General features: G+C 70.6%; 18 protein-coding genes. All 18 read right to left on the bottom strand.

Annotation, left to right across the window (positions count from 1 at the left end; all coding sequences use genetic code 11):
* Positions 1-71 precede the first annotated feature (71 nt).
* The gene (locus ACFWX1_RS15615) at positions 72-1,616 is read right to left on the bottom strand and encodes a DUF6519 domain-containing protein (protein WP_378387740.1); all 1,545 of its coding nucleotides are present in this window, start codon (positions 1,614-1,616) and stop codon (positions 72-74) included.
* A gap of 9 nt (positions 1,617-1,625) precedes the next feature.
* Positions 1,626-3,743, bottom strand: a complete 2,118-nt coding sequence (locus tag ACFWX1_RS15620) for a hypothetical protein (RefSeq protein WP_378387741.1) — start codon at positions 3,741-3,743, stop codon at positions 1,626-1,628.
* Positions 3,740-7,075 carry a putative baseplate assembly protein gene (locus tag ACFWX1_RS15625; protein WP_378387742.1) on the bottom strand — a complete coding sequence of 1,112 codons (3,336 nt, stop codon included), beginning with the start codon at positions 7,073-7,075 and terminating at the stop codon, positions 3,740-3,742. Before ACFWX1_RS15625 ends, ACFWX1_RS15620 begins: the two co-directional genes overlap by 4 nt.
* Positions 7,072-9,930: a putative baseplate assembly protein gene (locus ACFWX1_RS15630; protein WP_378387743.1), complete on the bottom strand. Its 2,859-nt coding sequence runs from the start codon at positions 9,928-9,930 to the stop codon at positions 7,072-7,074. The genes ACFWX1_RS15625 and ACFWX1_RS15630 overlap by 4 nt, the downstream gene beginning before the upstream one ends.
* Complete coding sequence (locus ACFWX1_RS15635) at positions 9,927-10,298, bottom strand: GPW/gp25 family protein (protein WP_378387744.1); 372 nt, start codon at positions 10,296-10,298, stop codon at positions 9,927-9,929. The genes ACFWX1_RS15630 and ACFWX1_RS15635 overlap by 4 nt, the downstream gene beginning before the upstream one ends.
* A gap of 5 nt (positions 10,299-10,303) precedes the next feature.
* Complete coding sequence (locus tag ACFWX1_RS15640) at positions 10,304-10,627, bottom strand: hypothetical protein (RefSeq protein ID WP_378387746.1); 324 nt, start codon at positions 10,625-10,627, stop codon at positions 10,304-10,306.
* A 10-nt stretch (positions 10,628-10,637) separates the two neighbouring features.
* Entirely contained in the window at positions 10,638-11,159 is a 522-nt protein-coding gene (locus ACFWX1_RS15645; protein ID WP_378387747.1) for a phage baseplate assembly protein V, read from the bottom strand.
* Between the two features lie 76 nt (positions 11,160-11,235).
* Positions 11,236-12,357 carry a hypothetical protein gene (locus ACFWX1_RS15650; protein WP_378387749.1) on the bottom strand — a complete coding sequence of 374 codons (1,122 nt, stop codon included), beginning with the start codon at positions 12,355-12,357 and terminating at the stop codon, positions 11,236-11,238.
* Positions 12,350-12,682, bottom strand: a complete 333-nt coding sequence (locus tag ACFWX1_RS15655; RefSeq protein WP_378387751.1) for a LysM domain-containing protein — start codon at positions 12,680-12,682, stop codon at positions 12,350-12,352. Before ACFWX1_RS15655 ends, ACFWX1_RS15650 begins: the two co-directional genes overlap by 8 nt.
* 9 nt (positions 12,683-12,691) lie before the next feature.
* Positions 12,692-13,324 carry a hypothetical protein gene (locus ACFWX1_RS15660; RefSeq protein WP_378387752.1) on the bottom strand — a complete coding sequence of 211 codons (633 nt, stop codon included), beginning with the start codon at positions 13,322-13,324 and terminating at the stop codon, positions 12,692-12,694.
* 10 nt (positions 13,325-13,334) lie between these two features.
* Complete coding sequence (locus ACFWX1_RS15665; protein ID WP_378387754.1) at positions 13,335-15,299, bottom strand: DUF4157 domain-containing protein; 1,965 nt, start codon at positions 15,297-15,299, stop codon at positions 13,335-13,337.
* Positions 15,289-15,552, bottom strand: a complete 264-nt coding sequence (locus ACFWX1_RS15670; protein ID WP_378387755.1) for a hypothetical protein — start codon at positions 15,550-15,552, stop codon at positions 15,289-15,291. Before ACFWX1_RS15670 ends, ACFWX1_RS15665 begins: the two co-directional genes overlap by 11 nt.
* Positions 15,534-17,609, bottom strand: a complete 2,076-nt coding sequence (locus ACFWX1_RS15675; protein WP_378387757.1) for an ATP-binding protein — start codon at positions 17,607-17,609, stop codon at positions 15,534-15,536. Before ACFWX1_RS15675 ends, ACFWX1_RS15670 begins: the two co-directional genes overlap by 19 nt.
* Positions 17,606-18,832 (bottom strand): DUF4255 domain-containing protein, encoded by a 1,227-nt coding sequence (locus ACFWX1_RS15680; protein ID WP_378387759.1) that lies wholly within the window; start codon positions 18,830-18,832, stop codon positions 17,606-17,608. Before ACFWX1_RS15680 ends, ACFWX1_RS15675 begins: the two co-directional genes overlap by 4 nt.
* On the bottom strand, positions 18,829-19,608 hold the full coding sequence (locus tag ACFWX1_RS15685) for a hypothetical protein (protein WP_378387760.1): 780 nt from the start codon (positions 19,606-19,608) through the stop codon (positions 18,829-18,831). Before ACFWX1_RS15685 ends, ACFWX1_RS15680 begins: the two co-directional genes overlap by 4 nt.
* Complete coding sequence (locus ACFWX1_RS15690; RefSeq protein WP_378387762.1) at positions 19,605-20,318, bottom strand: hypothetical protein; 714 nt, start codon at positions 20,316-20,318, stop codon at positions 19,605-19,607. The genes ACFWX1_RS15685 and ACFWX1_RS15690 overlap by 4 nt, the downstream gene beginning before the upstream one ends.
* A gap of 2 nt (positions 20,319-20,320) precedes the next feature.
* Positions 20,321-20,845, bottom strand: coding sequence for a phage tail protein (locus ACFWX1_RS15695; RefSeq protein ID WP_378324847.1), 525 nt, complete (start codon positions 20,843-20,845; stop codon positions 20,321-20,323).
* Positions 20,846-20,865: 20 nt separating this feature from the next.
* The gene (locus tag ACFWX1_RS15700) at positions 20,866-22,563 is read right to left on the bottom strand and encodes a phage tail sheath family protein (RefSeq protein WP_378387764.1); all 1,698 of its coding nucleotides are present in this window, start codon (positions 22,561-22,563) and stop codon (positions 20,866-20,868) included.
* Between the last annotated feature and the right edge of the window lie 57 nt (positions 22,564-22,620).

The raw sequence follows: 22,620 nt of genomic DNA on the forward strand, positions 1-22,620 counted from the left end.
TGGGGACGTTGAGCGTCCCTTACGCGTCGTTCGCGACATCCCCGCACCGCGCGCCCGCGGCCGCGTCGGAGTCACTCGCGGGAGGCGGGGCGCGACTTCGAGCGGCTGGACGTGGCGGGTGGTGCGGCGGCGGGCTCCGGGGCGAGAGGGGTAGCAGGCGGCCAGACCGGGGTGGCGCCCGCCGCGAACTTCGGCCGCAGGTCCTTGGCGGCACCGGCGGTGTCGACGAAAGCCAGCGGAACGTAGTGGTAGTCGACGCCGTGCGGGAGCCGCGCGGCGGGGCTGCCGTCGGGGTTGTCCGGCCATTCCACGTCGCCGGTGATCGTGCGCGCGGGGACCTGCCAGTAGTCGCCCCGGCGGTAGGTGCCGCGCGAAACCGCGTCGGCGTCGGCCGCGCCCGGAGGCTTCGGGGGCGCCGTGAACATGACCTGGACGCCGTCCTCGAGGTCGATCCAGTCGCCTTCGACGATCGGGAGCGCGCCGTCGGAGACGACTTCGGTCTTGCGGGTTCCGTAGTTCGCCGGCGACGTGTGGTCCCAGCGCCGTAGCAAGGGATGCCGGTCGGTGCGCGTGCCGGGGCCACAGTCATCCGTCTCGAAAGGACTGTCCACAGTGACCAGACGATCCGCAGCGTCGATGGCGATCACGCGGCGCAGTGGTGGTGCGGCGCGTACGGGGCCGGTCAGGGGGACGTCGTCGGCGACGCGGGCGGCGGTGGCGTCGTCGACGAGTTCGACCCAGTCTCCCACTTCGAGGGCCAGTTTGCCGTCGCGGCCGAGGGTGGCGAGCTTGATGTCCTGATCGGACACCGAGAGGACCGGGAAGACCACGGACGCGTTTTCCCGTGACCACTTGAACGTCGCCCCGGAAAGAAAGGTGCCCTTGGTGTTCGAATCCCGCCAGGCGGTTCCGCCGGTGTGGACCTCGACACGATAAAGCTGGTTCTCCGGGCCACGGAACCGGGCTTCCGGCGACAGATCGCACGGTTTTTCCTCGACGTCACGCGGGCGCAGCGCCCGCGCGGTCAGGAGCCCGCGGCTGGGGTTCAGCCCGTCCAGCCACTTCTTCAACTCCCCGGGCGCGGTCTCGAAGGTCAAGTTCGGGAAATCCCGCCGGGCGACCTGCCAGACGACCCTGGCGCGGGCGGCGGTGTCCGGGCCGGGATCGCCCAGCGCGACTTCGCGGATCGCCGGGTCCTGCAACGCGGTCACCAGCCGTTCCCACACCCGCAGGTACACGACGTAGGGCGTCTTCTGCGGGAGCCGGTCGCCGTCGGCGTCGGTTTCGAGGTAGCCGTCCGGCTGTTTCCAGTACCGGACCGGATTCTCGTTCTCGGCGAGGATCCCGTCGACATACATGCGGCCGGGGCCGATCTCGAGATCGGTGATCGCCTTGTCGGCGTCGGGATCGGGGATGGGCTTGATGGCGAACCCGGCCGCGTTCGCGGGCGCCCCGGCGGCGCCGATCAGGTCGGCGACCGTGGTGCGCAGCTGGTGCAGCAGGATCGCCGCCTGCTCGTTGAAGTCGGCGTCGAGCTGGACCCGGCCCTGCTGGGACAGCACGGCGGAGAAGTGCTTGGCCGCGTCGAAGGTGACACGGGAAAGGTCGGCTTGCATGGCGTTCTCCTAGGTGACGATCAGGATTCCGGCATCGCAGCCGGCTGGCGTGTATTCGGCGATGCGCAGCTTCAGGTTGTCTTCGCGCTGGGGCTGGAAAAGGTCGTGGAACACCCCGGGTTCGGAGCCGTCCTCGGCACCGCGCCGGATCTCGTCCCGGCAGCCCGGCGCGAGCTGGGCATAACCGGGGGTGCCGTACCGGGTGCTGGTGAACGGCGGCGGTTCCCCGTGTACACAGTGGAATTGCGGTGGTGTGCACGAATCTTCGGGCAGCCAGCAGAACCGGACACAGCCGGACTGCCGCCGCGCGACGTGCACCTCACCGTCCACAATGGAGTTCTCCAGCAAGCCGACGGCGTGCGTGCACACCCTGCCGAACACCGTGCTGCGCCGGGCGTTGAACACGGCGTGCGCGTGCCGGTCCTCCGGGGCGGACAGCGCGGCGAGATCGGTGCGCGTGGCGTCGAGAACGCTGTCGGAGAGCCAGATCTGGTTGGGCTCGCCGTGCACCTCGTCCACATTGACCAGGATCGAGCCGATGATGCTGTGCTCGGCCTGAAGGCACGCCGGGGTGTCCGACAGCTCGATGCCCGCCTCCTCCTCGTGTTCCGGGCAGCACCGTTCGTCCAGCGACCAGCCGGGCACCAGCGTGGAATGCCGGATCACCACCTGTCCGACCGCACCCTGGACCCGCACGCTGCGCCCGGTGATCAGCAGCCCGTCGAACACGATCTTCGGCAGCGGCCGCGCGCAGTCTTCTTCCTCGTCTTCCGGGCCGAGGACACGCAGGGCGTCGGGGCGATTGCTGTACCAGTCGAGCAGCCGCAGCACCGGCCGGGCGCCCTGCGCGGCCCGCAGGGTCAGCCGGTCGCCGCGATCGAGCTGGATCTCGAGCTGTTCCGAATACGCGACGGACCCGGTCAGCTCGATCACCGCCTCCTGTTTGGCCGGGTCGGTGGCCTTTTCCTCGCGCCAGAGCTTGACCGCGTCCATGATCCGGTCGCCGGGCCCCACCTGATACGGCTTCCGGGGATCGGGACCGATCGGACGCGGATACTCACCGCCGCCCAGATCGTCGGAAAGGCCGTAGTGATAGGAAACCCACACTCCGGTGTCCGGTGCCGTCCGCGCGGGGAACGCGATCCGGCCGAGCACCGGGTCGACAGCGACCTGCCCGCGCTTCGGCCGGTATCGCCAGCCGGTCAGGTCCGCCGGGACGATCTCGTCCAGCGGCACCGCCTTACCGCCGTCCCGGTAGATACACAGGCTCTTGCCGGGGCCGTAATAGTTCGCGGTGCGCTCGGCGAACGCGCGACGGCGGATGAACGCGGGCACGTCGGTCTCCCCCGCGACCTCGGTCGGCGAGACGTCCGGCCCGCCTTCGGGCGGCTTCGTGATCAGCGGTGTGTCGTTGCCGAGGATGCTGAACGTGAAATGCGTGCGAGCGCGATCCTCACAGTAGGCCGGGCTTTTCGTGACCGAGTACGGCCGGATCCGCCAAAGGTAGAGACCGACTTCGGGAATGTCGAAACGCCCCGGCGAACGCTCGCTGGTGATCCGCCGGACGTCGGCGGTGTGCGCGAGCGAGTCGAACGGCCCGTCGAGCCGGTCCAGCGCATCGACGTCGTGGAGATCGGTGAGCCTGCCCCGGTGCAGCCGCCGCCGGTCGGCCCTCGGATCCCGGCCGTGCAGCCGGACCGACTGCGTGACACCGAGCAGCCTGCGGAATTCGACAGCGCGGGCGGGCCAGCCCGCGACGTCGGCGGCGAGGGCTTCGAGCAACGCCAGGGTGCCCTTGCGACGCCGGTTGCGGACGGTGTGCGCGACGTCCCGGCGCGAGGCGATCGCGGCCAGCAGCCGGCGGCCCGCCTCGCTGTCCGCGGTGAGCGCCTCGTCCGCGCCGGGCAGCATCCGGTAGCCGACGAGGTCGCCGAGATAGGGCGTGACCCAGTCCTGGCAGGTCTCGATGAACCAGTCGGTGTAGAGCTGCCGGAGGTCGGCGTCGATGATGTCGGCCTGTTCGGTGACGACCCCGAGCAGTGCCTGGAGCGGGCCGCCCTGTTCGAGGTCGCGGATCCGGTCGTAGCGGGGCAGCAGCTCGTAGAGCCGGTCGGGCTTGCGGGTCACGGGATCCTCCGCAGGGTGAGGGCTTCCGGCACCCCGGCCGGGAGCACGGCGAGCTGTGCGGGGCGGATCCCGCGGAACACGGTCAGTTTGCGCACCGAGAACAGATCGGTACCGGTCAGCCCGGGGTTGAGCGCGACCAGTTCGTCAACGGTCAGGCCGTGCTGCTGTGCGACGTGGGTGAGGCTGCGGAACGGACCGTCCTTTTCGGAGTCCAGCGCGACCTCGTCGTACCGCGCGGGCAAAGCCGGGATCGCGGTGTCGACGAGGTCCAGATCGTCCACGATCGTCGCGAGCTCCAGCGGGCTGACATCGCCCTGGATACCGTGGAACAGGTCGACGTCGACGTAGTCCACCCCGGGCACCGCCTGGATCACCGAGACGACGTCGGACAGATGCGCGGACTCGCCCAGTTCCCGCGCGGCGAAACCGAGTTCGGCCCGCACCGCCGCGAGCACGGCGGGCTGCACGAGATCCCAGGAATAGTCCGGGAGCACCTTGATCCCGGCACGCAGCACGATCAGCACCTGATCCCGCACCGCGACCTCGACCGGCACCCCGAGGTCGCCGAACCGCGCGAGCGCCGCCTCCAGCGAGCCGAACAGCCCCGAGGACGGGTCGATCGGCACGTCGCCGATCCCGGCGATGGTCACGTGCACGAGTTCCCGCCGCCCGTCGTTCAGCTTGCGCGCGTCGGCCTTGCCGATTCCCGCCCGCGCCCGGGTGAAGTCGGTGTAGTCCTGTACCGAGACGAGCCGGTCGAGCGCGAGCATCCGCAGCGGGGTGGTGATCCGGGCGTCGGCAGGGCCGTCGCCGTCCGCGCCGCCCGTGGCTGGCAGCGGGTTCGTCACCCCGCTGACCCCGGCGGGCTGCGTGGCGGGCTGGGTGATCTTGCCCGCCGCGACGTTGCCCGCGCTGCCCGCCCCGGTGCGGTATTCGGCAGTGACGTTCTCCGTGCCCGACGGCAGCCGGGCGCCGTGCACGCCGTCGCCGAAGGAGACCGACGCCGTCTTGTCGGTCCCGATCCGCAGCGTGTAGTCGTGCGCGGTCGGTCCCGAGAAGATCAGGCTGTCGACGTCGTGCCAGGCGACTCCGCCGACCCGCACGGTCAGCGAATCCTCGGCCCCGAGCGGATTGTCCGACGGCGAGAAGGTCAGCGGAGCGCGTTCGCTCACCTGCGCCAGCTTGAAGGTCTGCCCGGCCTGGCCGGAGTTCCCGCTGCCGAGCCGTTCGGTGCGGCTCTCCCCCTGCGTGGCGGCGACGACGTTGGCGGACAACGTGACGGTGTCGCGTTTGTAGGTGTAGGCGAGGTCGTTGGCGAGGAAGAGCACGGACCGCGCCGAACTGCCGCGCTTCGCCGGGTCGGCGGACTGCCGGATCCCGGCGAGCATCGCGAGTTCACTCGCCTTGACCCCGCTGGTGTGCGGTACGTCGGCGCGTTCGCCGGAGACGACGAGCCAGCGGCCCGGCGTGAGGCCCTCGTACATCCGCTCCAGCGGGATCTCGTGCCCGCCGACCGGATCGGTGATGGCCTCGCCGAGCGGTGTCAGCGACTCTCCCTTCGCCCATACGACGTACTTGGTCTTGTCGGCGAGGGTGATCCCGGTGATCGTGAGCACCGTGGCCGGGACCGTCACGGGAGGCGCGTCCTTCGGCGCACCCGGCACCGGGATCGCGCGCGTGCCCTGTCTGCTGTCCGTCACCATCGCGACCAACGGCGCGCCGCTGTCGGCCTCCAGGACGATCCGGCTGCCCGGGAGAATCCCTTCGTACACCGCGTCGAGGGTGAGCTTGCCGGTCTTGACGTCGGTATCGGCCGTGACGGCCTTGACGCGCAACACTTGCACGTCCGATACCGCGAGCGGCGCGGTGAGGACTTCGTTCGCCCACGCGCGATGCAGATTCGGGCCGAGCCGCGGGGACGCGGCGATCAGCAGTTTCGGGTGGACGTCCGCGTCGGCGCGGAACTGGTCCGCCACCGCGACTTCGAGATCACGGGACCGCCGCGGCGGGCGCGACGGCGCTTTGCGCAGGGCGGGCAGCATCGGGGTGAGCGCGACGAGCGCGGCGGCCCGGTCGCAGTCCTTGCGTTCCTTACATCCGCAGCAACATCCGCCGTTCGCGGTCCCCTCGGCCTTGCCCCCGCAGTCACACGGCGGGCAGACGGCGTCGCGGGCCAGCCGCCGCAGCCGGGTGAGTTCGTCCGGGGTGCGCCGGGTGAGCTGGTTCGCCAGCGCCACCAGCGCGTCCCCGGCGGTCAGGACGGCCTCGATGTCCGCACGGAACCACTTCCGGACACCACAGCCCTCCCGCAGTTCGGCGAACGCGCGCCGCTCCCGCAGGTCGTCCAAATAGGACGGAACGCCGTCGAGCACGTCCTCCGGGGTCCTCGCCGGGGTGGCCGGGTCCGGCGGTTCGAGGAACTGCAGCAACGGCGCCAGCAGCGACTTGTCGACATCCTTCGCGTCGGGGTCGTTCTTGACGATGTCGCGGCCTTCGGCCCGGCGGATCGCCGCTTTGAGCGCGTTGACCGCCGTGACGAACGGGCTGGACGCGCCCGCGGTGACGAGCGTGATCGCGGTCTTGTCGGCGGTGAAGTCCGGTTTGGACTCCTTCACCACCCGCACCGCCGTGTCGACGCCCTCGGCCCCGGTGGCCTTGTCCTGGCCGAACACGAACAGCAGCCGGTCCCCGCCCTTCAGCGGCGCCTTGGTCCCGGCCACGGTCAGGCCGGGGATCTTCGTGACGTCGCCCGGCACGTCCGAGGACGTCGGCGACCGGACGAACACGATGTCCGGCGGATCGGTGCGGCGCACGGCGAGCGCGTTCCATTCCCCGCGCGCGACGAGTTCCTCGGTGGTCTCGAAGGTCTGCGGCAGCCCGCCCTGCTCGGCCACGCTCTTCGCGCCCGAGCCCGCCGGGAGCACCGCCTGCTTGCCCTCGTCGAGGGTGTAGGCGAGGTAGGTGGTCGACCCCAGCGCGGGACGCGGTGTGTAGCCGACGAGCCTGCCCAGCCGGTCCAGCGATTCCTGTTCGGTCGCGGTCCGCAGATAGCCCTCGTTCGCGATGCGCTCGGTGTAGAAGGTGAGCACGTCGCCGACGAGTGCCCAGCAGTCCAGCAGCGCGATCGACGGATCGTCGGGGTCCCGCGTGCCGAGGCCGTCCAGTGCCCGCCTGCTCGACAGCCGGGCCAGCATGGACTCGCGGAACCGGCCGTGCGTGCCCGCCCGGTAGGACAGCGCGGGCAGTCCCGGCCGGTTGTACGACGGCACCGGGGTCACGGCTTCGACACCGGCGCAGCAGCCGCCGCAGTCGTTCCGGCAGTCGCAGTTCATCGCCCACCCCTCACTTCCAGATCGATACGGCCGTTTTCCGGCCGGGAGCGGTCGTTGTCGAGCTGGGCCACTTCCAGCGGCCGGATCGCCAGCAGGCCGCGTTCGAGCGCGTCACCGGGCATCCCGAAGAGCCGGTGCAGCCGGGTGACCCGCACGCTGCGCACGCCCGGCACCGCGGCGGCCGCCGCGACCACCCGGCTCACCCGCACCGGGGTGCCGAAGGTGAGGTTGTCCGGGTGGAACAGCGGTGCCGGATGCGCGGGTGCCCCCGGTGCCGGCACGAGCGCGCGCAGCACGGCGGCGCGGACGTGCCCGGCGATGAAGTCCGGCCGGACCTCCACGCACAGGCCGAGGTGGATCGGGACCAGGGTGGCCGTGGCGACGGACAGGTCGTGGCCGATCCGCCGGTACGGGTGCAGCGCGCCGCGCACCTGGTCGAGCAGCCGGGCCGGGGCGACCTCCGCGCCCAGCGGGTCGATCGCGACCTGTGCCTCGTACCAGCTGCCGGTCCAGCGCAGATCCCCGGCGGCCCGCTGGATGCCGGGCACCGTCTCGGCCAGCCGCGCGTAGTCGTCGGCGGTGATCGCCCGCAGCAGCCGGTGCCGGACCTCCAGCGGCGCGCGCTGCCGCACCTCGGCGACCGGTTCCGGATCGGTGCCGCCCGTCGCGGGCAGCGGGTTGCGGACCAGCCGGATCCCGCTCTGGTGGAGCTCGCCGAACACGATGCGGCTGAGCACGCCGCGCCCGACGTTGCCCGCGACACCGTTGCCGACCCGGTAATGCGCGTCGAATACGGTTCCGGGCGCCGGAATCGCGCCATTGCGGCCGTCCCCGAAGCGCAGCGTCATGACGGTGTCGTCGTCGGTCTCGCCCACGAAGTGCCGGTCCGCGGGCCCGCTGTCGAGCAGGTCCCGGCGGGGCGACCAGACGCCACCGGTCTTGCCGGTCAACCGGATCGCCGGGAGCGCGGCACGCGGATCGGTGCGGATGGCGTGGATCGCGGGGCCGTGGAACGCCGGACTCGCGGGGCCGATTTCCTTGCCTTCGTCCTCGCCCCAGGCCTGGCCGATCTCCCAGCCGATGTCCTCCGCCCCGAGGACGTGCCCGGAATGGGCGCGGCGGATCAGCTCGTCCAGCCGTTCGAGCTTGCGCGCCAGCAGTTCGCCGAACCGGGCGAGCAGCGTGCGCAGGGCCCGCCGGGGATGTTCGGCCAGGTCGAGCTTGTGCAGGACCGCGGCACCGAACAACGTCGTCAGGTACTCGACGTCCTTTGTGGACGGTTCACCGTGGTGGGGCAGGCCGCGCAGGATCTCGCGCAGCCGGTCCCGCGCCCGGTCCGGCAGCCCGGCCAGCCGCCGCGCCTGCGCGTGGCCGACGTCCGCCGGGGCCGGGAACGGAACGCTCTGCGTCACCGGCTTCTCACCCAGTGCCGGGGCGAACTTCGGGGTCAGCGGCGGATAGGCGGGCCGGGCCACCGGGCCGGGATCGCCGGGACAGCCGAAGCACACCGGATCGGGGCAGCCGGGTTCACCGGCCGGCGGTCCTTCGACCGGGCCGAGTTCCTCGGCGAACCGCTTCCCGTGCTCGACGAGGACGGCATTGCCGCGCGCGACGCCGACCTTGATGTCGGCGCACTTCGGACCGCCCCGGGCGTTGATGCACAGGGGAAACGTCAATGCGTCTTCGATCGCCCACTCGACTTCCAGCAGCGGCTGACAGTACAGCTCGTCGCGGGTTCGGCACACCGACGTCAGGCGCACGGCCTGGCAATGCGTGTGGTCGGCGTCCGCGGGGTTGCCGGTTTTCGCCCCGGCGATCTCCTCGAACACGAGCACGTCGCCCGGTGCGAGGCGCAGGATGCGGTCCTCGCTGCCGGGCGCGCTGTCCACCAGCGTCGCGGACGTGGCGCCTTCGGGCAGGCAGCGGCCGACGTCGCCCCAGGTCCACAGGTCGATCTCGTAGTGCCGGGGGCGGAAGACGACCTCACCGGACCCGACCGGCTCGAACACCTCGTGCGGCGGGATCCCCCGTTGCTCCATGTCCTTTTCGGACAGAGCGGGACGGCCGGGCAGCACGCCGTCGGGCAGCGTGACGAACCGGAAATCCTCGGTCTTGACCTTGACGTCTTCAGTGGTGTCGACACAGACCCACGTCCGCGCGGCACAGCCGTCGTGCATCGGGTAGTCGACCAGCCGGGTGTGCCTGCGGATCGAGACGCGCTCGCGGGCGGTGTCGAGATAGGCCTCGGTGGCGACGGCGTCCTGGAGATAGCTGAGCCGATCGCCCTCGTAGGCGAGCAGTTCGACGAGCGTGACGCCGATGTCGGCGGCGTGCCGTTCGGTCCAGCGGGGCGTGGTCAGCGTCAGGCGGTCGAGCAGCAGCTGCCGGAAGCTCGCGTAGTCCTTGGCGAGGTAGTCGATCTCCGGCTCGTCGTAAGTCTTCTGTGGACAGTCACAGGACCGTCCACAGTCGACGTCGTCGCACCGGACGAAGGTGAAGTCGAGACAGGCATAGCGCGGATCGAATCCGGGGTAGGGCTCGGTGCCGGGGCGTCCGCAGCCGTCGGATTCCACGACGCAGAGCCGATAGACCGACAGATCTCCCGGCCGGTCGACCGTGAGGATCACCCGGTCCTCGAGCTCGGGATCGTCCTCGGCGCAGATCTTCACGTCCGTCACCAGGATCCCGGTGACGCGGCGGCCGCCCTCGATCCGGAAGTTCTCCGGCGTCAGCTCCTCGGGCGCCTTGCCGAAGAAGATCACCGTGAGCTGGTCCTGGTCGGCGTTGATCGTGTCGATGCCGTTGTAGCCGTCGCGGCGCGCCTTCGTGATGCGACGATCTTCGGTGCACGTCATCGGATTCCCCCTTCGATGACTTCGGTGCGTTCTTCGCCGGTCTCGACCAGCACATAGCTCAGGTCGACCCGCAAGGTCGATTCCTCGGCGGTGACCTCGAGCCGCTGCACGGTGATCACGTCCCCGAGCCAGCGCTGCAACGCCCCGGCGGTGGTGGCCTGCAGCGTCGCCGCCAGTTCCACGCTGTTCGGCTCGAAGACCAGGTCGAGCAGCCCGCAGCCGAAGTCCTGCCGGTTCACCCGCTCCCCCGGCGTGGTGAACAGGACCTGCTTGATCATGTCGAGGACGTGATCGGCGTAGGACGTCTCGGCGGTGCGCCCGCGCGCGTCGAAATGGAGCGGGAAGTCTATCCACAGTGGACTGTTCATGGCGGTCACGTCGCAATCACACGAGGCTGGATGGCGAGCACGAGCGGCGGCACCAAGGGCGGCAGGCACGAGCCGTCGCCCTTGCCCGGCCCCGGCGGGGCCTGCAACGCGATCGGCTGGCCGTTCACCATGACCCGTGCCGAAAGGTTCTGCCACTGCACGGTGGCGCAGATCGTCGCCGTGCAGCCGGCGACGGTCAGCTGGTCGGCGGCGGCCTGCACCGGCAGCCCGGTGACCTGCACGCGGGGCGGTGAAACGGGCACCACGGTCACCTTTCCGCCGTGCGGGCAGGTCAGCACCGCGCCCTGATGGAGAATGAAGCCAGGCATCACGACCCCCTCAGGTCAGCACGGTCAGCGCGCCGAGATTGACGTTGACGAGCGGGCCGGGTCCGAGCGTGATCGTCGCGCCCTGGCCGTTCGAGATCTGGATCCCGGCGTCGTTGATCGCGATGAACGCCGCGCCGTGCCGGATCAGGATGCCGCCGGGCGCGGGCCCCGGGGTGTCGCTGAGCGAGATCGCGTTCTGCGGCGAGGTCGCCAGCACCACCGCGGGCACGCCCGGCGTCATCGCCAGTGCCTCCGCAGGCATGTCCTCGGGCCCGCCGCGCAGGAACCCGGTCCAGATCGGCCGTTCGGGGTCGCCCTGCTCGAACTCGACCCACACCTTGGCGTTCGGCTGCGGGGTGACGAACATGCCGCTGGCCGTGCCCGCCAGCGGGGTCGCCGCCCTCGCCCAGAACGCCGGGATCGCACCCAGCACGTCGTCCACCTTGACCAGCAGTCTACCCTCCCGCAGCGGGTCCACATTGGACACCACGGAGCCGCGGAACTTCCCGACGAACTTGCCGACCTCACTCATGCGATCGCCTCATTCCATGAGACTGTGTTCAATCCTTTTTGGCGCATGACATCCTCGATTCGCTCGCAAGCTTCGCTCATGCGCTCACCTGTTCCAGAAGGGGCACCAGCCCGTCCCTGCTCAGCGAGAAGCTCTGCTTGTACTCGCCGCGTTTGATCTCGTGCGTCACCTTGGTGACGAAATACAGTCCGTCGTAAGCGGTTCCGGCGCCGCGCACGCCGACCAGCCGCCGCGCCTTGAGCACGTGCCCGTAGCGCAGGACGTCGAGCTTGCCCTGGCCGCTGACCGCGTCCGACGACTTCGCGGAGTGTGCGAGGCCGTAGAGCAGCCCTTCGGGCAGGGTCTTGTTGGCGCCGAAATCGATCTTCTGGTGCTTCAGCTTGAGCGCCGGCCGCGCGGCCAGCGGCGGGCGCAGCAGGCTGACGTCCGGGATCGGGATCGGGAACCCGATGCCGGTGTGCGGTTCCACCTCGATGATCGAGTACTGGGTGGCGGACAGCCCGTCGAAGGCGAACGACATCGATTCGGTGTTGGACGCCGCCCCCATGTTCACCGACAGCGCGGGCTGCATGAGCCCGAACCGGGCTTCCGGGCCCCAGTAGGCGATGTTCGTCCCGATCTCCGGCCCGGGTTCGACGAAGAACACGTGCCCGGCCTTCGACGCCAGCTCCCTGATGTACTCGAGATCGGTGCCGGACTGGACGCTGTTCCGGCGCAGGACCGATTCGACCGGGTTGAACACCGACGGGACCGCGATCGGCGCGATCCCGTACATGGCGTGCTTGAGGCAGATCAGGTCGACCTGCGCGAACAACGGCAGTTCCGGCCAGGTGAACTCCACGTGGACCATGTCGAACACCGCGGTCATGTCCAGCCCGGTGATCGTCAGCGTCGAGGCGCCGGGGGTGTCGCTGGGCCCGATCTCCTGGCGGGTGATGATCCCGTCCATCACCACGGTCTGCTCGCCCCGGATGATCGTGGCGAGCACCACGCGGCGGCCGGGGTCGAAATAGCCCATCGGCAGCAGCGTCGTGGTGAGCATCGACCGCTTGCTCACCGCGAAGCTCAGCTGGAATCCGCCCTGCTCCCCGGTCCCGGTGTGCACCGAGACCGACTGCAGCGCCTCGATCACCTCGTGCGGCGCCTTCTCCGGCAAGATCCCGCCGATCAGCAGGAGCAGCCGCATGTTCTCAGCCATTGCCGGGTACCGCCAGCGGGAAGCTGCCGCCCGGGGTGCCGGGGGCAAGGGTGATCCGCAGCTTCCGTCCGGGGTGGACGGTCAGCGCGGCGGGGTCCATCGCGCGGTTGGCGTCGGCGACCTGCCAGAACCGTTCGGCGTCGCCGAGTTCCTTGGCGGCGACGTTGTCCAGCCGCTCCCCCGGTTTCACCGTGTGCTCGCCGATCTGGGCGAGGTCCTCGGGGTGCGGCAGGATACGGCGGCGCAGGTACACGATCTTGCGGCCGTCCGCGGTCTCGTGCACGGCGGTCGGGATCCCCTGGTACCGGCTGGTGGTGGCGAGCATGGCGGTCTCCTAGATCGTGGTGAGGCCGACGTCGGCGATGGGCCGCTGGGCCTTCTTCGCGAAAGTTTCCTTCTGGCCCTGGTAGCCGAGGTAGAGCCGCCCTCCTTTGTGGACATACCCGAGGTCGTCCACGGTCAGCACCCGCACGCTGACGCTCACCTTCGCCCTGATCGGGCTGAGCGCGGTGTCGAACGCCTCCTCGGTGACGCTGAAGTCGGTGATCCGCACCGGCACGAGCCGGCCGGGGCCGAGCACCAGCACCAGCAGCGGCGCCTCGACGGGCGCGATCTCCAGCTGTCCCTTACCGGCCAGGTCGTCCTCATTGGACAGTTGAACGCTGGTCGGGTAGATCGTCAGCTCCAGCGCGGAGAGCACCGGCAGCAGCCCGTCGGGATAGGCCTCCGGATGCTCGGTGGCGTCGAACTCGGCGTCGAACTTGTACGTCTCGTGCGGCGGTCCCTTGAGCCGCAACGCTTCCAGCCGGTCCCCCGGCTCGCCCCCGATCCCCTGCGGCTGCAGCGTCCTGGTGAGCGTGTCCGGGTTGAACTGGAACGGGATCGTGTTCATCGGCGTGCTGTCTTCCGGGTTCAGCAGCACGAACCCGCCGCGCACCGGCCTGCCCGCTTCGGGAAACGTCGTCATCGTGTGCTCCTCATGGCAGCCGGTCCGGGTCGGGATGGTGGCGGGCGAAGAAGTCGTAGACGTGCGGCCGCAGTCGTTTCAGCCCTTCGGGATCGGTGACGTAGAGAGCGAAGGCCTCCGCGTAGTACTCGCGCCACCCCTTGTCGGAGTAGGTCGTGATCCGCCTCGCTCCGCCATGGCCCGCCGCGTCACGGAAGTCGTTGCGAGTCCTGGGTCGCAGGGTGTCGGTGGCTTGTCCGTTGTCGAACCGCGCGCCGGATTCCGCATCGACGGCCTCGAGCGCGGTTCGTGCGGCCCGTTCGGCCTGCCGCACCTGGTTCCAGGCGGCCACCTGCGCGGGCGGGATCAGGAACCCGCCACGGCGGCGGGGCGTTCCGTGCTGGCGAAGGAAGGCGTTCTGGGCGTCCTTCGCCTGGTTCGACGCCGTCAGCGGTCCCCGCAGCGCCGCCTGGTCGATCGCGTGCCCGATCTCGTGCGCGATCAGCCGGTCGAAGTCGGGGGCGGCCTGCCGCGGTCCCTGGTAGGCGCGAAGCGCGCCGGCCGAGGCGAACGCGTTGTCCGCCACCGCGATCTCGTGCGGGGCGAGGCGGTACTCCGCGGCGGCGTCGGGAATCGCGGCGACCCGGAGGAACCTGATCCCGTCGAGCCCGGCCAGCATGGATTCGGGGATCGTGGCGAGCGCGCCGAGCAGCTGGGCGTACTCGGTGCCGCTGGTCCAGCTGGCATCGCGGACGAAGCGGTGCCGGTCGAACAGCTCCTGCCCGCCGGGCCGCACCAGCGTGCGGTCCCGCTCCGGGCCGAGCGCGGCGAGCTGTTCGACGAGCACCTCGCTCGTGGCGGCCTGCCGCCTCACGGCCGCGTGCCGGACCTGGGTGAACCGGTAGGTCGACCGCGTGCCGCCGTGGGCGCTCAGGTCGAGCCGCAACGTGGTGGTGCGGTTGACCCCGAGCATGACGGGTGGCTCGGTGACCAGGAACTGGGCCAGATTGCGCAACGCGGGCTGGGCCGCCACCGGGATTCCCTGGCCAAGGGTGATCGTCGTGCCCCTCGGCAGCGGGCGGAGCAGAGCGTTCGGGCTGAAGACGTTCGCCAGCCCGCCGATGTTCACGTCCGCGGTGTCCTCGCGGATCTGCGCGCGTTCGGCTTCCGGGAGGGCGTCGAGCAGTTCGTTGCGGTGCGGGTCCAGCTGCGCTTCCGGCCACGCCCAGTCGTGGATGAGCTGCTGGTGCTGGAGGTACAGCTCGTCGGTGCTGGGACGCTGGACCTCTCCGGGCTGGCCGCGCTGCACCCGGGAACTCGCCGACGTGAGCACCGCGCGGACGGCGTCTCGGTAGCCCTCGCGCAGTTGAGTGGTGAGCACCGGGTCGCCGTCGAGGTGCGTGGTGATCATCTTCGCGGCCTCGTCGCGCTCCTTCAGCCAGTTCCGCAGCATTCCCGGTACGGCGGCGAGGTCGATCGACACCAGCGGAGCGATGCGCTGGTCACGCGGGCCGATCGGGCCCCGCGCCCCGTAGTGCTCGGCGGCGCCGCGCAGCGACGCGATCACGGCGGTGACGTAGTCGCGCTGCCCGGTGTTCGGGGCGGCGACCGCTTGGCCTGCCACCTGCCGCGCCAGACGGTGCGAGCCGGTGCGCTGTTCGACGACGTGGCCGAGTTCGTGGGCGAGCAGCCGCTCCCCTTCGCGTGTCTCCGGCGCGAACGTCCCCTGGGAGAACACGACGTCCCGGCCCACGGTGTAGGCCTGCGCGTCCACCGCGCGCGCCGACGCGTCCGCGTCCGCGCCGGTGTGCACCCGCACGTCACTGAAGTCGTGACCGAAGCGCGCGCCCATCCGCTCCTGGACCGGGCCCGGCAGTGCCGCACCCGGACCGGCCTGTGCGGGGACCTCCTGCCCCGCCTCGCATGCGTGCCGCGCGACGGCGTCCGGCCAGTGCACCGGCTGCCCGGCGGGCCGGGTCACACGTTCAGTGCCCATGGCCCACCGCCCGGTACACCGATCCGGCGATGTCCCTGCCCAGCGCGGCCGGCGAGCCGGGCCGTACTTCGGGCGCGCTGACCCGCCGCTGTCCCCGCGATTCGGACCACGCCGAGGACGGCGCCGTCGCGACCAGCCGGGCCAGTTCCGCTTGCAACGCCTCATGGATCGCGCGCGAATCGGACGGCGATCCGACGCCGTCGAGCACGACGCGGTCGATGCGCAGGTGGATCTTCACGACGTCGCCTCCCATGCGAAGTCCCGCGCGCGCGTCGGCAGTTCGAGCTTCTCGAACTCGGCGCGTGCCGCGTCCAGCACGATCGGCATGGTGATGCCGGAACCCCTTGCCGCGGCGAGGAAAGCGGCGTTGAGCGCGATGTTGCGGGTCATCCCGCCCGAGGTCTGCAGCTGGGCGAGCCGGTCGAAGTCGAGGTCCTCGCGCGGTGCCTTCTCCGGGAAGGCGCGCCGCCAGATCTCCTTGCGCTCGGCCGTGCCGGGGAAGGAGAAGTCGACGATGAACCGCAGCCGCCGCAGGAACGCGCCGTCCAGTGCGCCGCGCATGTTCGTGGCCAGTATCGCGAGGCCGCGGTAGGCCTCCATGCGCTGCAGCAGGAAGTTGATCTCGATGTTGGCGTAGCGGTCGTGGGAGTCCTTGACCTCGGTCCGCTTGCCGAACAACGCGTCGGCCTCGTCGAAGAGCAGGATCGCGCCGCCGCCCTCCGCCGCGTCGAACAGCCTGCGCAGGTTCTTCTCGGTTTCGCCGATGTACTTGCTCACCACCGCGGACAGGTCGATCCGGTACAGGTCCAGCCGCAGCTGCCGGGCGAGCACCTCGGCGGCCATCGTCTTGCCGACCCCGCTCGGCCCGGCGAACAGCACGCTCACCCCGAGCCCCCGGGTGATCCGGTCGCCGAACCCCCAGGCGTCGTACACCTTGGCGCGCTGCGGGACCTGCTCGGCGATCCGGCGCAGCAGTGCCAGGCCGTCCGGCGGCAGCACGATGTCCTCCCAGCCGACCTTCGGCTCCAGCCGCTGGGCGAGCGAGTCCATCCTCGGCCGGGTACGCGCCCGGCACACCCGCCATGCCTCGACGGCGTCTCCGCCGGAGACGGCCGCGACGTCGAGGATCGCGGGCACTTCGAGGGCGAACTGCGCGGCGAGCGAATCGATCTCCGCCTGCGGCGCGGACGGCCCCAGCACGGACCGCCAGGCCACCACCCGCTCGGCAGGCGTCGGCGGTTCGACGTCCAGCACGAGCGACTGCCTGCCCAGCTCCGACCAGCTCTCCCTGGCCGCGAAAACCGTGGGACAGCTGATCCGGCCCAGGAACCGCGTCACCGACGCGTGGGTCTGACCGGCGTAGTCCACGACACCGCCGTCTTCGACGTCGAGATACAGCGCGAGCGGCAGCAACTGGGCTTCCCGCTGCCACAGGCGCGCGAGCTCGTCGAGTTCGGTGGGCGCGGTGGGCAGCAGGGTCGCGGAGAGCCGCTGGACGACCATGCCCCTGCTCACGGCGGCGTGTGCCGCGACGAGCCGCTTGCCCTGCTCGTCCGCGCCCGCGAGCTGGACGACCGGGCCAGGGCCCGCCGCGTGCCAGTGCCTGCCGATCTCGTCGACGACCGCCTGCTGCGACGGCGGCAGCCCGGTCCCCGCCGCCGGGTCGAGCCGCGAGACCAGCGGCGCCAGCCGGTCGTCGAGATGGTTCAACCCCTTGAGGTAGTTGACGATCCGCTCGTCCACCCGCAGCGGGCTGCCGACCACGCCCTGCGCCGCGCGTCCGGTGAGTTCGATCAGCCGCCAGTACCGCAGCCCGCGGTGCGGTGACACGACTTCCCACGCTGCGCCGGGCAACAGGCTCATCGCCAGCCCGAACGTCGGGTAGGTCATCGCCGGGTTCCCCTGCGCCGCGGCACAAAGCGCGGCGATCGGGGGGTCGAGTTCGACCGCGGCGCACAGCAACAGGGTGTCGCGTTCGAAGCGGGTCAGCTCCAGCCGTTCGGCCAGCGCGACGAGCGCCGGCGGCGGGTTCGACGCCTCGGCCTGCCGGACGGCGTCGGCCGCGGCGGCGAGCTGATCCGCGGTCACCCGTTCCCGGGGCGCCGAAGGTGCGGGCGGCGCGGGAGCCGGTTCGTCGTGGCGGCCGAAAAGACGTCTGCGTGGCGGTTCCTTCGGCGCGACGGCGTCCGGCGGAGTCATGCCGTTCTCGCCGTGCTGGACGTCGCTGTGCTGGATCAGCAGCAGGCGCAGCCAGGTGAGCGACGCGGACAGGAACCACGCGTTGGCCGCTTCCCAATCGGTACCGGTCATGTCACGGTCACCACCTGCGTACCGTCGAACACCGGACGCTCGCCGGAGCGGTTCACCAGCTGGCTGTCGACCCCGCCGACGCGTAGCCGCGCCGGATAGCGGCCCGGCTCCACGCCGGTGAAGTGGAAGCGCGGGCTGTCGAGCGGCCTCGGGTGCTGGGTGTCCACGACCGGCGCGGCGGTGTGGGAGCCGAGCAGCAGGAACACCGGCTGTCCCGGCAACGGCACGGGCGTACAGGTGACGTCGAGGTCGAACGTGTGCTTCGGCCCGCCGTTCACCGTGCCCCCGAACCCGGCCGTGACGGTGGGCGCGATCGCGAGCGGGACGTCGTTGGTGACGGTGGTGCTCCGGTCGGTCCCGGTGCCCGAGGTGAGCCGGAGCGCGACCGACCACAACCCCGCCGGATAATCGCTGCCGGGATGCGTGAGTCCGAAGTGGACTTCGGTGGCGGACCTGGTCCCGACGTCGGCGACGACCGGCGCGGGCACCAGCGGATGCCGGAGCACGACTTCCACGGTGTCCGCGGTGAGGTTCTTTCCCCGCAGGGTCACGGTTTCCCCGGGTTTCGCGGACGGCTGGCCGTGCGCGGGAACGGCGTCGGTCAGCTCCGGGAACGGCGAGGCGACGCTGCCGCCGGCGACCGGGCCGGTGTCGTTCTTGCCCCGGGTGAGCACCGGAACCGGAGTACGGCGCTGCCGCCGGGAATCGATCAGCACGACCCGCGCCTCGAACGCGGCCGAAAGCCGGTAGGGCGTCTGGAAGGCCGACCACAGCGAGAAGATGTCCTTCTCCTCCAGCGGCTGCCAGGTCAGCCGGACCCGGTCCAGCTGCTGGTCGACGTCGCTGTAGTGCGGGAGATGCCGCAGGTCGGCGCGGCTCAGCACGGGATGTTCGTGCACCGCGCGCACCGCGCCGCCGAGCATGCGATGCGCGATCAGGTCGTCGCCGCCGTGCACGTACGGCGTCAGGAGGTAGTGCAGCACCAGGGGAAGCGCCGGATCGGCCGTCTCGCCCGGCAGGACGTCCAGCGGATCCTCGTTGCGCAGCCCGGCGGCCACGTCGACCTGGTACAGATACAGGTTGACCTGCTCCGGCTGGCCGGTGTCCACCTCGTGGGGCGGGAGAACCCGGACCAGCGCGCCGGACCGGACCTCGCTGACACCGCGCTGGATGATCATCTGCAGGGTCTCGGTGACCGCCTCGATGGCTCGTGCGTCACTCATCGCGAACCACCTCCCGCCCGCTCGCGCAGGTAATCGGCGAGCCCGAGTACCGGCTGTTTCGGGGTTTCCTTCCGTTTCGGCGCGGTGTTCTTCCCCGGATCCGCGGCGGCCTTGACCTCGACCCGGCCGATGCTGATGTGCACGACCGGTTCCGCGGCCGGTTCCGCGTGCCGCGCCGCAGGAGCGGTCTTCCTGCTCCGGCGCGCCGGGACCGCGGGCCGCCCGGCGCTGGGACGCTCGGCCTGCTCCGGCTCCACCGCGTCCGCCCTGCCGGGAACGACGACGGGATACGAGACCGGTTCGGGCGGCTCGGCCATTTCCCGCGTGGTCACCGGAACCGTCCGGGTTTCGGTGTGCCGGAAGGGAACCGGCACCTCCCGCGAGACGGTCCGCGCCACCACGGCCGCGGGCATCTCCGGCACCCGGCCCGGCGGCACGACCGGGTGTCCATCCACAGTGGACTCTACTGACGTGACTGGCAGCCCGGCCGCGGGCGACGGAGTGGGCACCACCCGCGGTTCGCGTCGCGGTGCGGCGGGCGTCGATGTTTCCTTGTGGGGCAACGACGTCACCGAGGGCAACGGCGTGTCCTGGTGCCGCGCGGGGACCGCGGTTTCCGGCTTGTCCGTCCGGTGTGGACGGTCGACGGTGACCGCGCCCATCGGCGGGAGCGGTTCCGGTTCCCGTGCGGTCACCGGCTCGAAGAGCGTCGGCAGCAGCGGGCGGATGGTGGCTCCGCCCGCGTTGCCGAGCAGGCGGTTCGCGAAGTCGGTCACGGTGTCACCTGCTCCAGGTAGAAGCGGCGGCGGGCCGGGCTCACCGCGAGCACCTCGCGTTCCGACCAGCCGTATCCGCTGGCGAGGACGTGCACGTCGTAGAGCAACCGCCGGGCGTAGGTGTCCATCTCTCCCCACAGATAGGCCGTGATGTCGAACGGTGCGCGCCACTCGTGCCCGCAGCTCGCGCAGTCCAGCTCCAGCGCGAGGTCGGCCTGCGGATCGCAGGCCGCCAACGCGCCGGACAGGGCGTCGAGCACGGTGTCCGGCAGCTCGTCGCCCGTTTTCGTTTCCCCGTGCGCGGTCGCCGTGACCACGCACCGGCCGAGGAGCCGCCGCCGCGCGTCCGGGGCCCGCGCCGGCACGGCCAGCAGGTCCCGGCTGGTGACCGGCCGGAACTCGACCTCGAACCCGTCCGCCGAAACCGTGGTGCCCTGCTCGGGTTCCCCGGCGCGGACGTCGTCGACGGTCAGTTCGAGTTCGAGCTCCCCGGCGCATTCCGGGCAGTCCACCGCGCACGGGAGCACCGTGCCGAAGCAGGTTTCCCGGAGCGCGAGGACGAACTCCTCGCGCCGCCCGACGGACAGATCGGCGACCGAGGCCGGATCCGCGCCACCCGCCGTGGCGAGCGCCAGCGCGCGCCGCACCGGCCCCTTCCCCAGCCCGGCCTCCCAGACCGCGAGCAGGCCGGCCTCGGTGAGCGCCGTCATGGTCAGGCGGGGTCTTCGAAGCCGACTTCGGGCGGTTCCGGCAGGTCCTCGCGGACCCAGCCCTCGTTCTCCAGCTTGATGTGCTGGATGGCGACGGCGTTCGCGTTGGCGTCCAGATCGGACACCGGCTGGTACTCCGAGACCCAGCAGTTGAAGACCTGATAGGACAGCACCTTCTGCCCCGCCTCGTTGAACACGTCGACGAGCAGGTCGCGCCGGAAGTCCTTGAGCGAGGTCTCCAGCCCGCCCGAGGCGTTGGTGAAGCTCCACACCCGGTTCGCCCACTGCTCGAACACCTTGTCGTTGGTCACCCCGCGTTCGAGCGTGATCGCGTCGTACTCGGTGCGCCCCGGCAGTTTGACGCTGGTGCCCGGTGCGCCGCCGTCACGGTGCTTGACCACTTCGGTGCTGCGCTTGAAGCCGGTCACCTTGCTCACGCCCGCGATGTATTCGGTGCCCCCGGAGAACTTCACGCGGAAGCGGAAGTTCTTGTACGGGTCGCGCCGCTTCGTCTTGCTGTCGGCCATGACTGTTTTCCTCCCTGGCCCTATACCTGGATCTGGCCGGCGAGTTGCTGGATGTGGATGATCACGAACTCGGCGGGCTTGAGCGGCGCGAAACCGACCTGGATGTTGACGATGCCCTGATCGATCGTGTTCTGCGGGTTGTTCGTGCTGTCGCAGGTGACCTTGTACGCCTCCTGCGGCGTGCGGCCCTGGAAAGCGCCCTGGCGGAACAGGTTGTTCATGAACGCCCCGACGTTGAGCCGGATCGACGCCCACAACGGCTCGTCGTTCGGTTCGAAGACGACCCACTGCGTGCCGCGGTAGAGACTCTCTTCGAGGAACAGCGCGAGCCGCCGGACCGGCAGGTACTTCCACTGGTCCGCGGCGAGGTCGGCGCCCTTGGTGGTGCGCGCGCCCCAGGCGACGTGGCCGAACACCGGCAGCTGCCGCAGGCAGTTCACGCCGAGCGGGTTGAGCCGCCCGTTCTCCGGGTCGGTCATCGTCACGGCCAGCGAGGTGACGCCGTTGAGCGACGCGTCGGTCCCCGCCGGTGCCTTCCACACGCCACGCTGGACGTCGGTGCGGGCCCAGATCCCGGCCATCACGCCGCACGGCGGGAAGTCCCGGATGGCGTTCTTCTGGCTCGGATCGGCCAGGTTGACCCGCGGGAAGTAGACGGCCGCGTTCTTGGCCAGGTCACCGGTGACCGGCAGCCCGGCGCGAGCACCCGTCGCGGCCTGCTCCACCGTCCCCCAGCTCGTCGGCGGGTCGAGCAGGAGCATCGACCGGTGCTTGAGCGCGTAAGCCGCCGCTTCGGGCACGATGCCGATCGGCTTACCGACCTGGCCGAGGTCACCGGGCAGGCAGATGATGTTGACGATGTCGGCCTTGAGCAGCTGGTACAGGCCCTTCTTGTCCCGTTCCCCGGTCTTGCCGCCAAGGTAGTTGTCCACCCCGGGCGCGTCGCCGTCGGCGCCCTCGACCGCCTCGGTGTACCAGGCCTTCTCCAGGGCGGCGCTGCCCTTGGTGTCGTCCAGGAAGGGGTCGGCCCCGACCGCGGGACCGATCGGCTTCTTCTGCTCGTCCAGCTTGCCTTCCGGAACGTGTTCGTTCGGCAGCACGGTCTGCCCTGCGATGTCCCCTTCGACCGTGCTGACGAGACGCGAGGACGCGAGGACCTTGACCAGGCCGTCCGGATCGGTCGGGTCCACGTTGACGTTGAGATAGCGTTCGGTGATCCCGGTGGTCTTGTCCCGGATGGTCAGGTTGTAGGTGGTCCGGGTTCCGCCCTCGGCCGGTTTGACGAAGGTGTCGTAGTCGACCCGGACGCGGAGGTTGTCCTTGGCCCACTGGCCTTCACTGGCCGCGTGCAGGGTGACCTTGGCGTCGCCCGCCTTGTTCTTCAGCTCGACCTTGGCCTTGACCGCCTTTTTCGGAGCGGGGTTCTGCTTGTCTTCGTCCTCGGTGTTGTGGTCGCGGACGATGCGGACGATCTCCGCCTCGCTGCCGCCGTTGAGATAGAACTGGTAGACCGCGTGGCTCATGTCGCTGGTCTTGTCCAGCCCGCCGAACTCGGCCTCGTAGTCGGCCCAGCCGGTGATGTGCACGGGCCGGTCGGTGGCGCCCCGGGGCGCGGTACCGATGAACGCCGCGACCGACGTCGGCACCCCGATGATGGTGCGTACCGCGCTCGGCAGTTCGTCGATGTAGACGCCCGGAAAGGTAGGACTGATGGGCATGGCCATGGCTCCCTTCGCAAGGCCGTCTTTCGCAAAGGCCCTTGTGCCCGCTCACCT

The sequence above is a fragment of the Amycolatopsis sp. NPDC059021 genome (assembly GCF_042739895.1).
GTDB lineage: Bacteria > Actinomycetota > Actinomycetes > Mycobacteriales > Pseudonocardiaceae > Amycolatopsis.

Coding starts and splice junctions, on each gene's coding strand:
- ACFWX1_RS15615 (WP_378387740.1), bottom strand. CDS start 1,616: ATGCAAGCCGACCTTTCCCGTGTCACCTTCGACGCGGCCAAGCACTTC.
- ACFWX1_RS15625 (WP_378387742.1), bottom strand. CDS start 7,075: ATGAACTGCGACTGCCGGAACGACTGCGGCGGCTGCTGCGCCGGTGTC.
- ACFWX1_RS15630 (WP_378387743.1), bottom strand. CDS start 9,930: ATGACGTGCACCGAAGATCGTCGCATCACGAAGGCGCGCCGCGACGGC.
- ACFWX1_RS15635 (WP_378387744.1), bottom strand. CDS start 10,298: ATGAACAGTCCACTGTGGATAGACTTCCCGCTCCATTTCGACGCGCGC.
- ACFWX1_RS15640 (WP_378387746.1), bottom strand. CDS start 10,627: ATGCCTGGCTTCATTCTCCATCAGGGCGCGGTGCTGACCTGCCCGCAC.
- ACFWX1_RS15645 (WP_378387747.1), bottom strand. CDS start 11,159: ATGAGTGAGGTCGGCAAGTTCGTCGGGAAGTTCCGCGGCTCCGTGGTG.
- ACFWX1_RS15650 (WP_378387749.1), bottom strand. CDS start 12,357: ATGGCTGAGAACATGCGGCTGCTCCTGCTGATCGGCGGGATCTTGCCG.
- ACFWX1_RS15655 (WP_378387751.1), bottom strand. CDS start 12,682: ATGCTCGCCACCACCAGCCGGTACCAGGGGATCCCGACCGCCGTGCAC.
- ACFWX1_RS15660 (WP_378387752.1), bottom strand. CDS start 13,324: ATGACGACGTTTCCCGAAGCGGGCAGGCCGGTGCGCGGCGGGTTCGTG.
- ACFWX1_RS15665 (WP_378387754.1), bottom strand. CDS start 15,299: ATGGGCACTGAACGTGTGACCCGGCCCGCCGGGCAGCCGGTGCACTGG.
- ACFWX1_RS15670 (WP_378387755.1), bottom strand. CDS start 15,552: ATGGGAGGCGACGTCGTGAAGATCCACCTGCGCATCGACCGCGTCGTG.
- ACFWX1_RS15675 (WP_378387757.1), bottom strand. CDS start 17,609: ATGACCGGTACCGATTGGGAAGCGGCCAACGCGTGGTTCCTGTCCGCG.
- ACFWX1_RS15680 (WP_378387759.1), bottom strand. CDS start 18,832: ATGAGTGACGCACGAGCCATCGAGGCGGTCACCGAGACCCTGCAGATG.
- ACFWX1_RS15690 (WP_378387762.1), bottom strand. CDS start 20,318: ATGACGGCGCTCACCGAGGCCGGCCTGCTCGCGGTCTGGGAGGCCGGG.
- ACFWX1_RS15695 (WP_378324847.1), bottom strand. CDS start 20,845: ATGGCCGACAGCAAGACGAAGCGGCGCGACCCGTACAAGAACTTCCGC.
- ACFWX1_RS15700 (WP_378387764.1), bottom strand. CDS start 22,563: ATGCCCATCAGTCCTACCTTTCCGGGCGTCTACATCGACGAACTGCCG.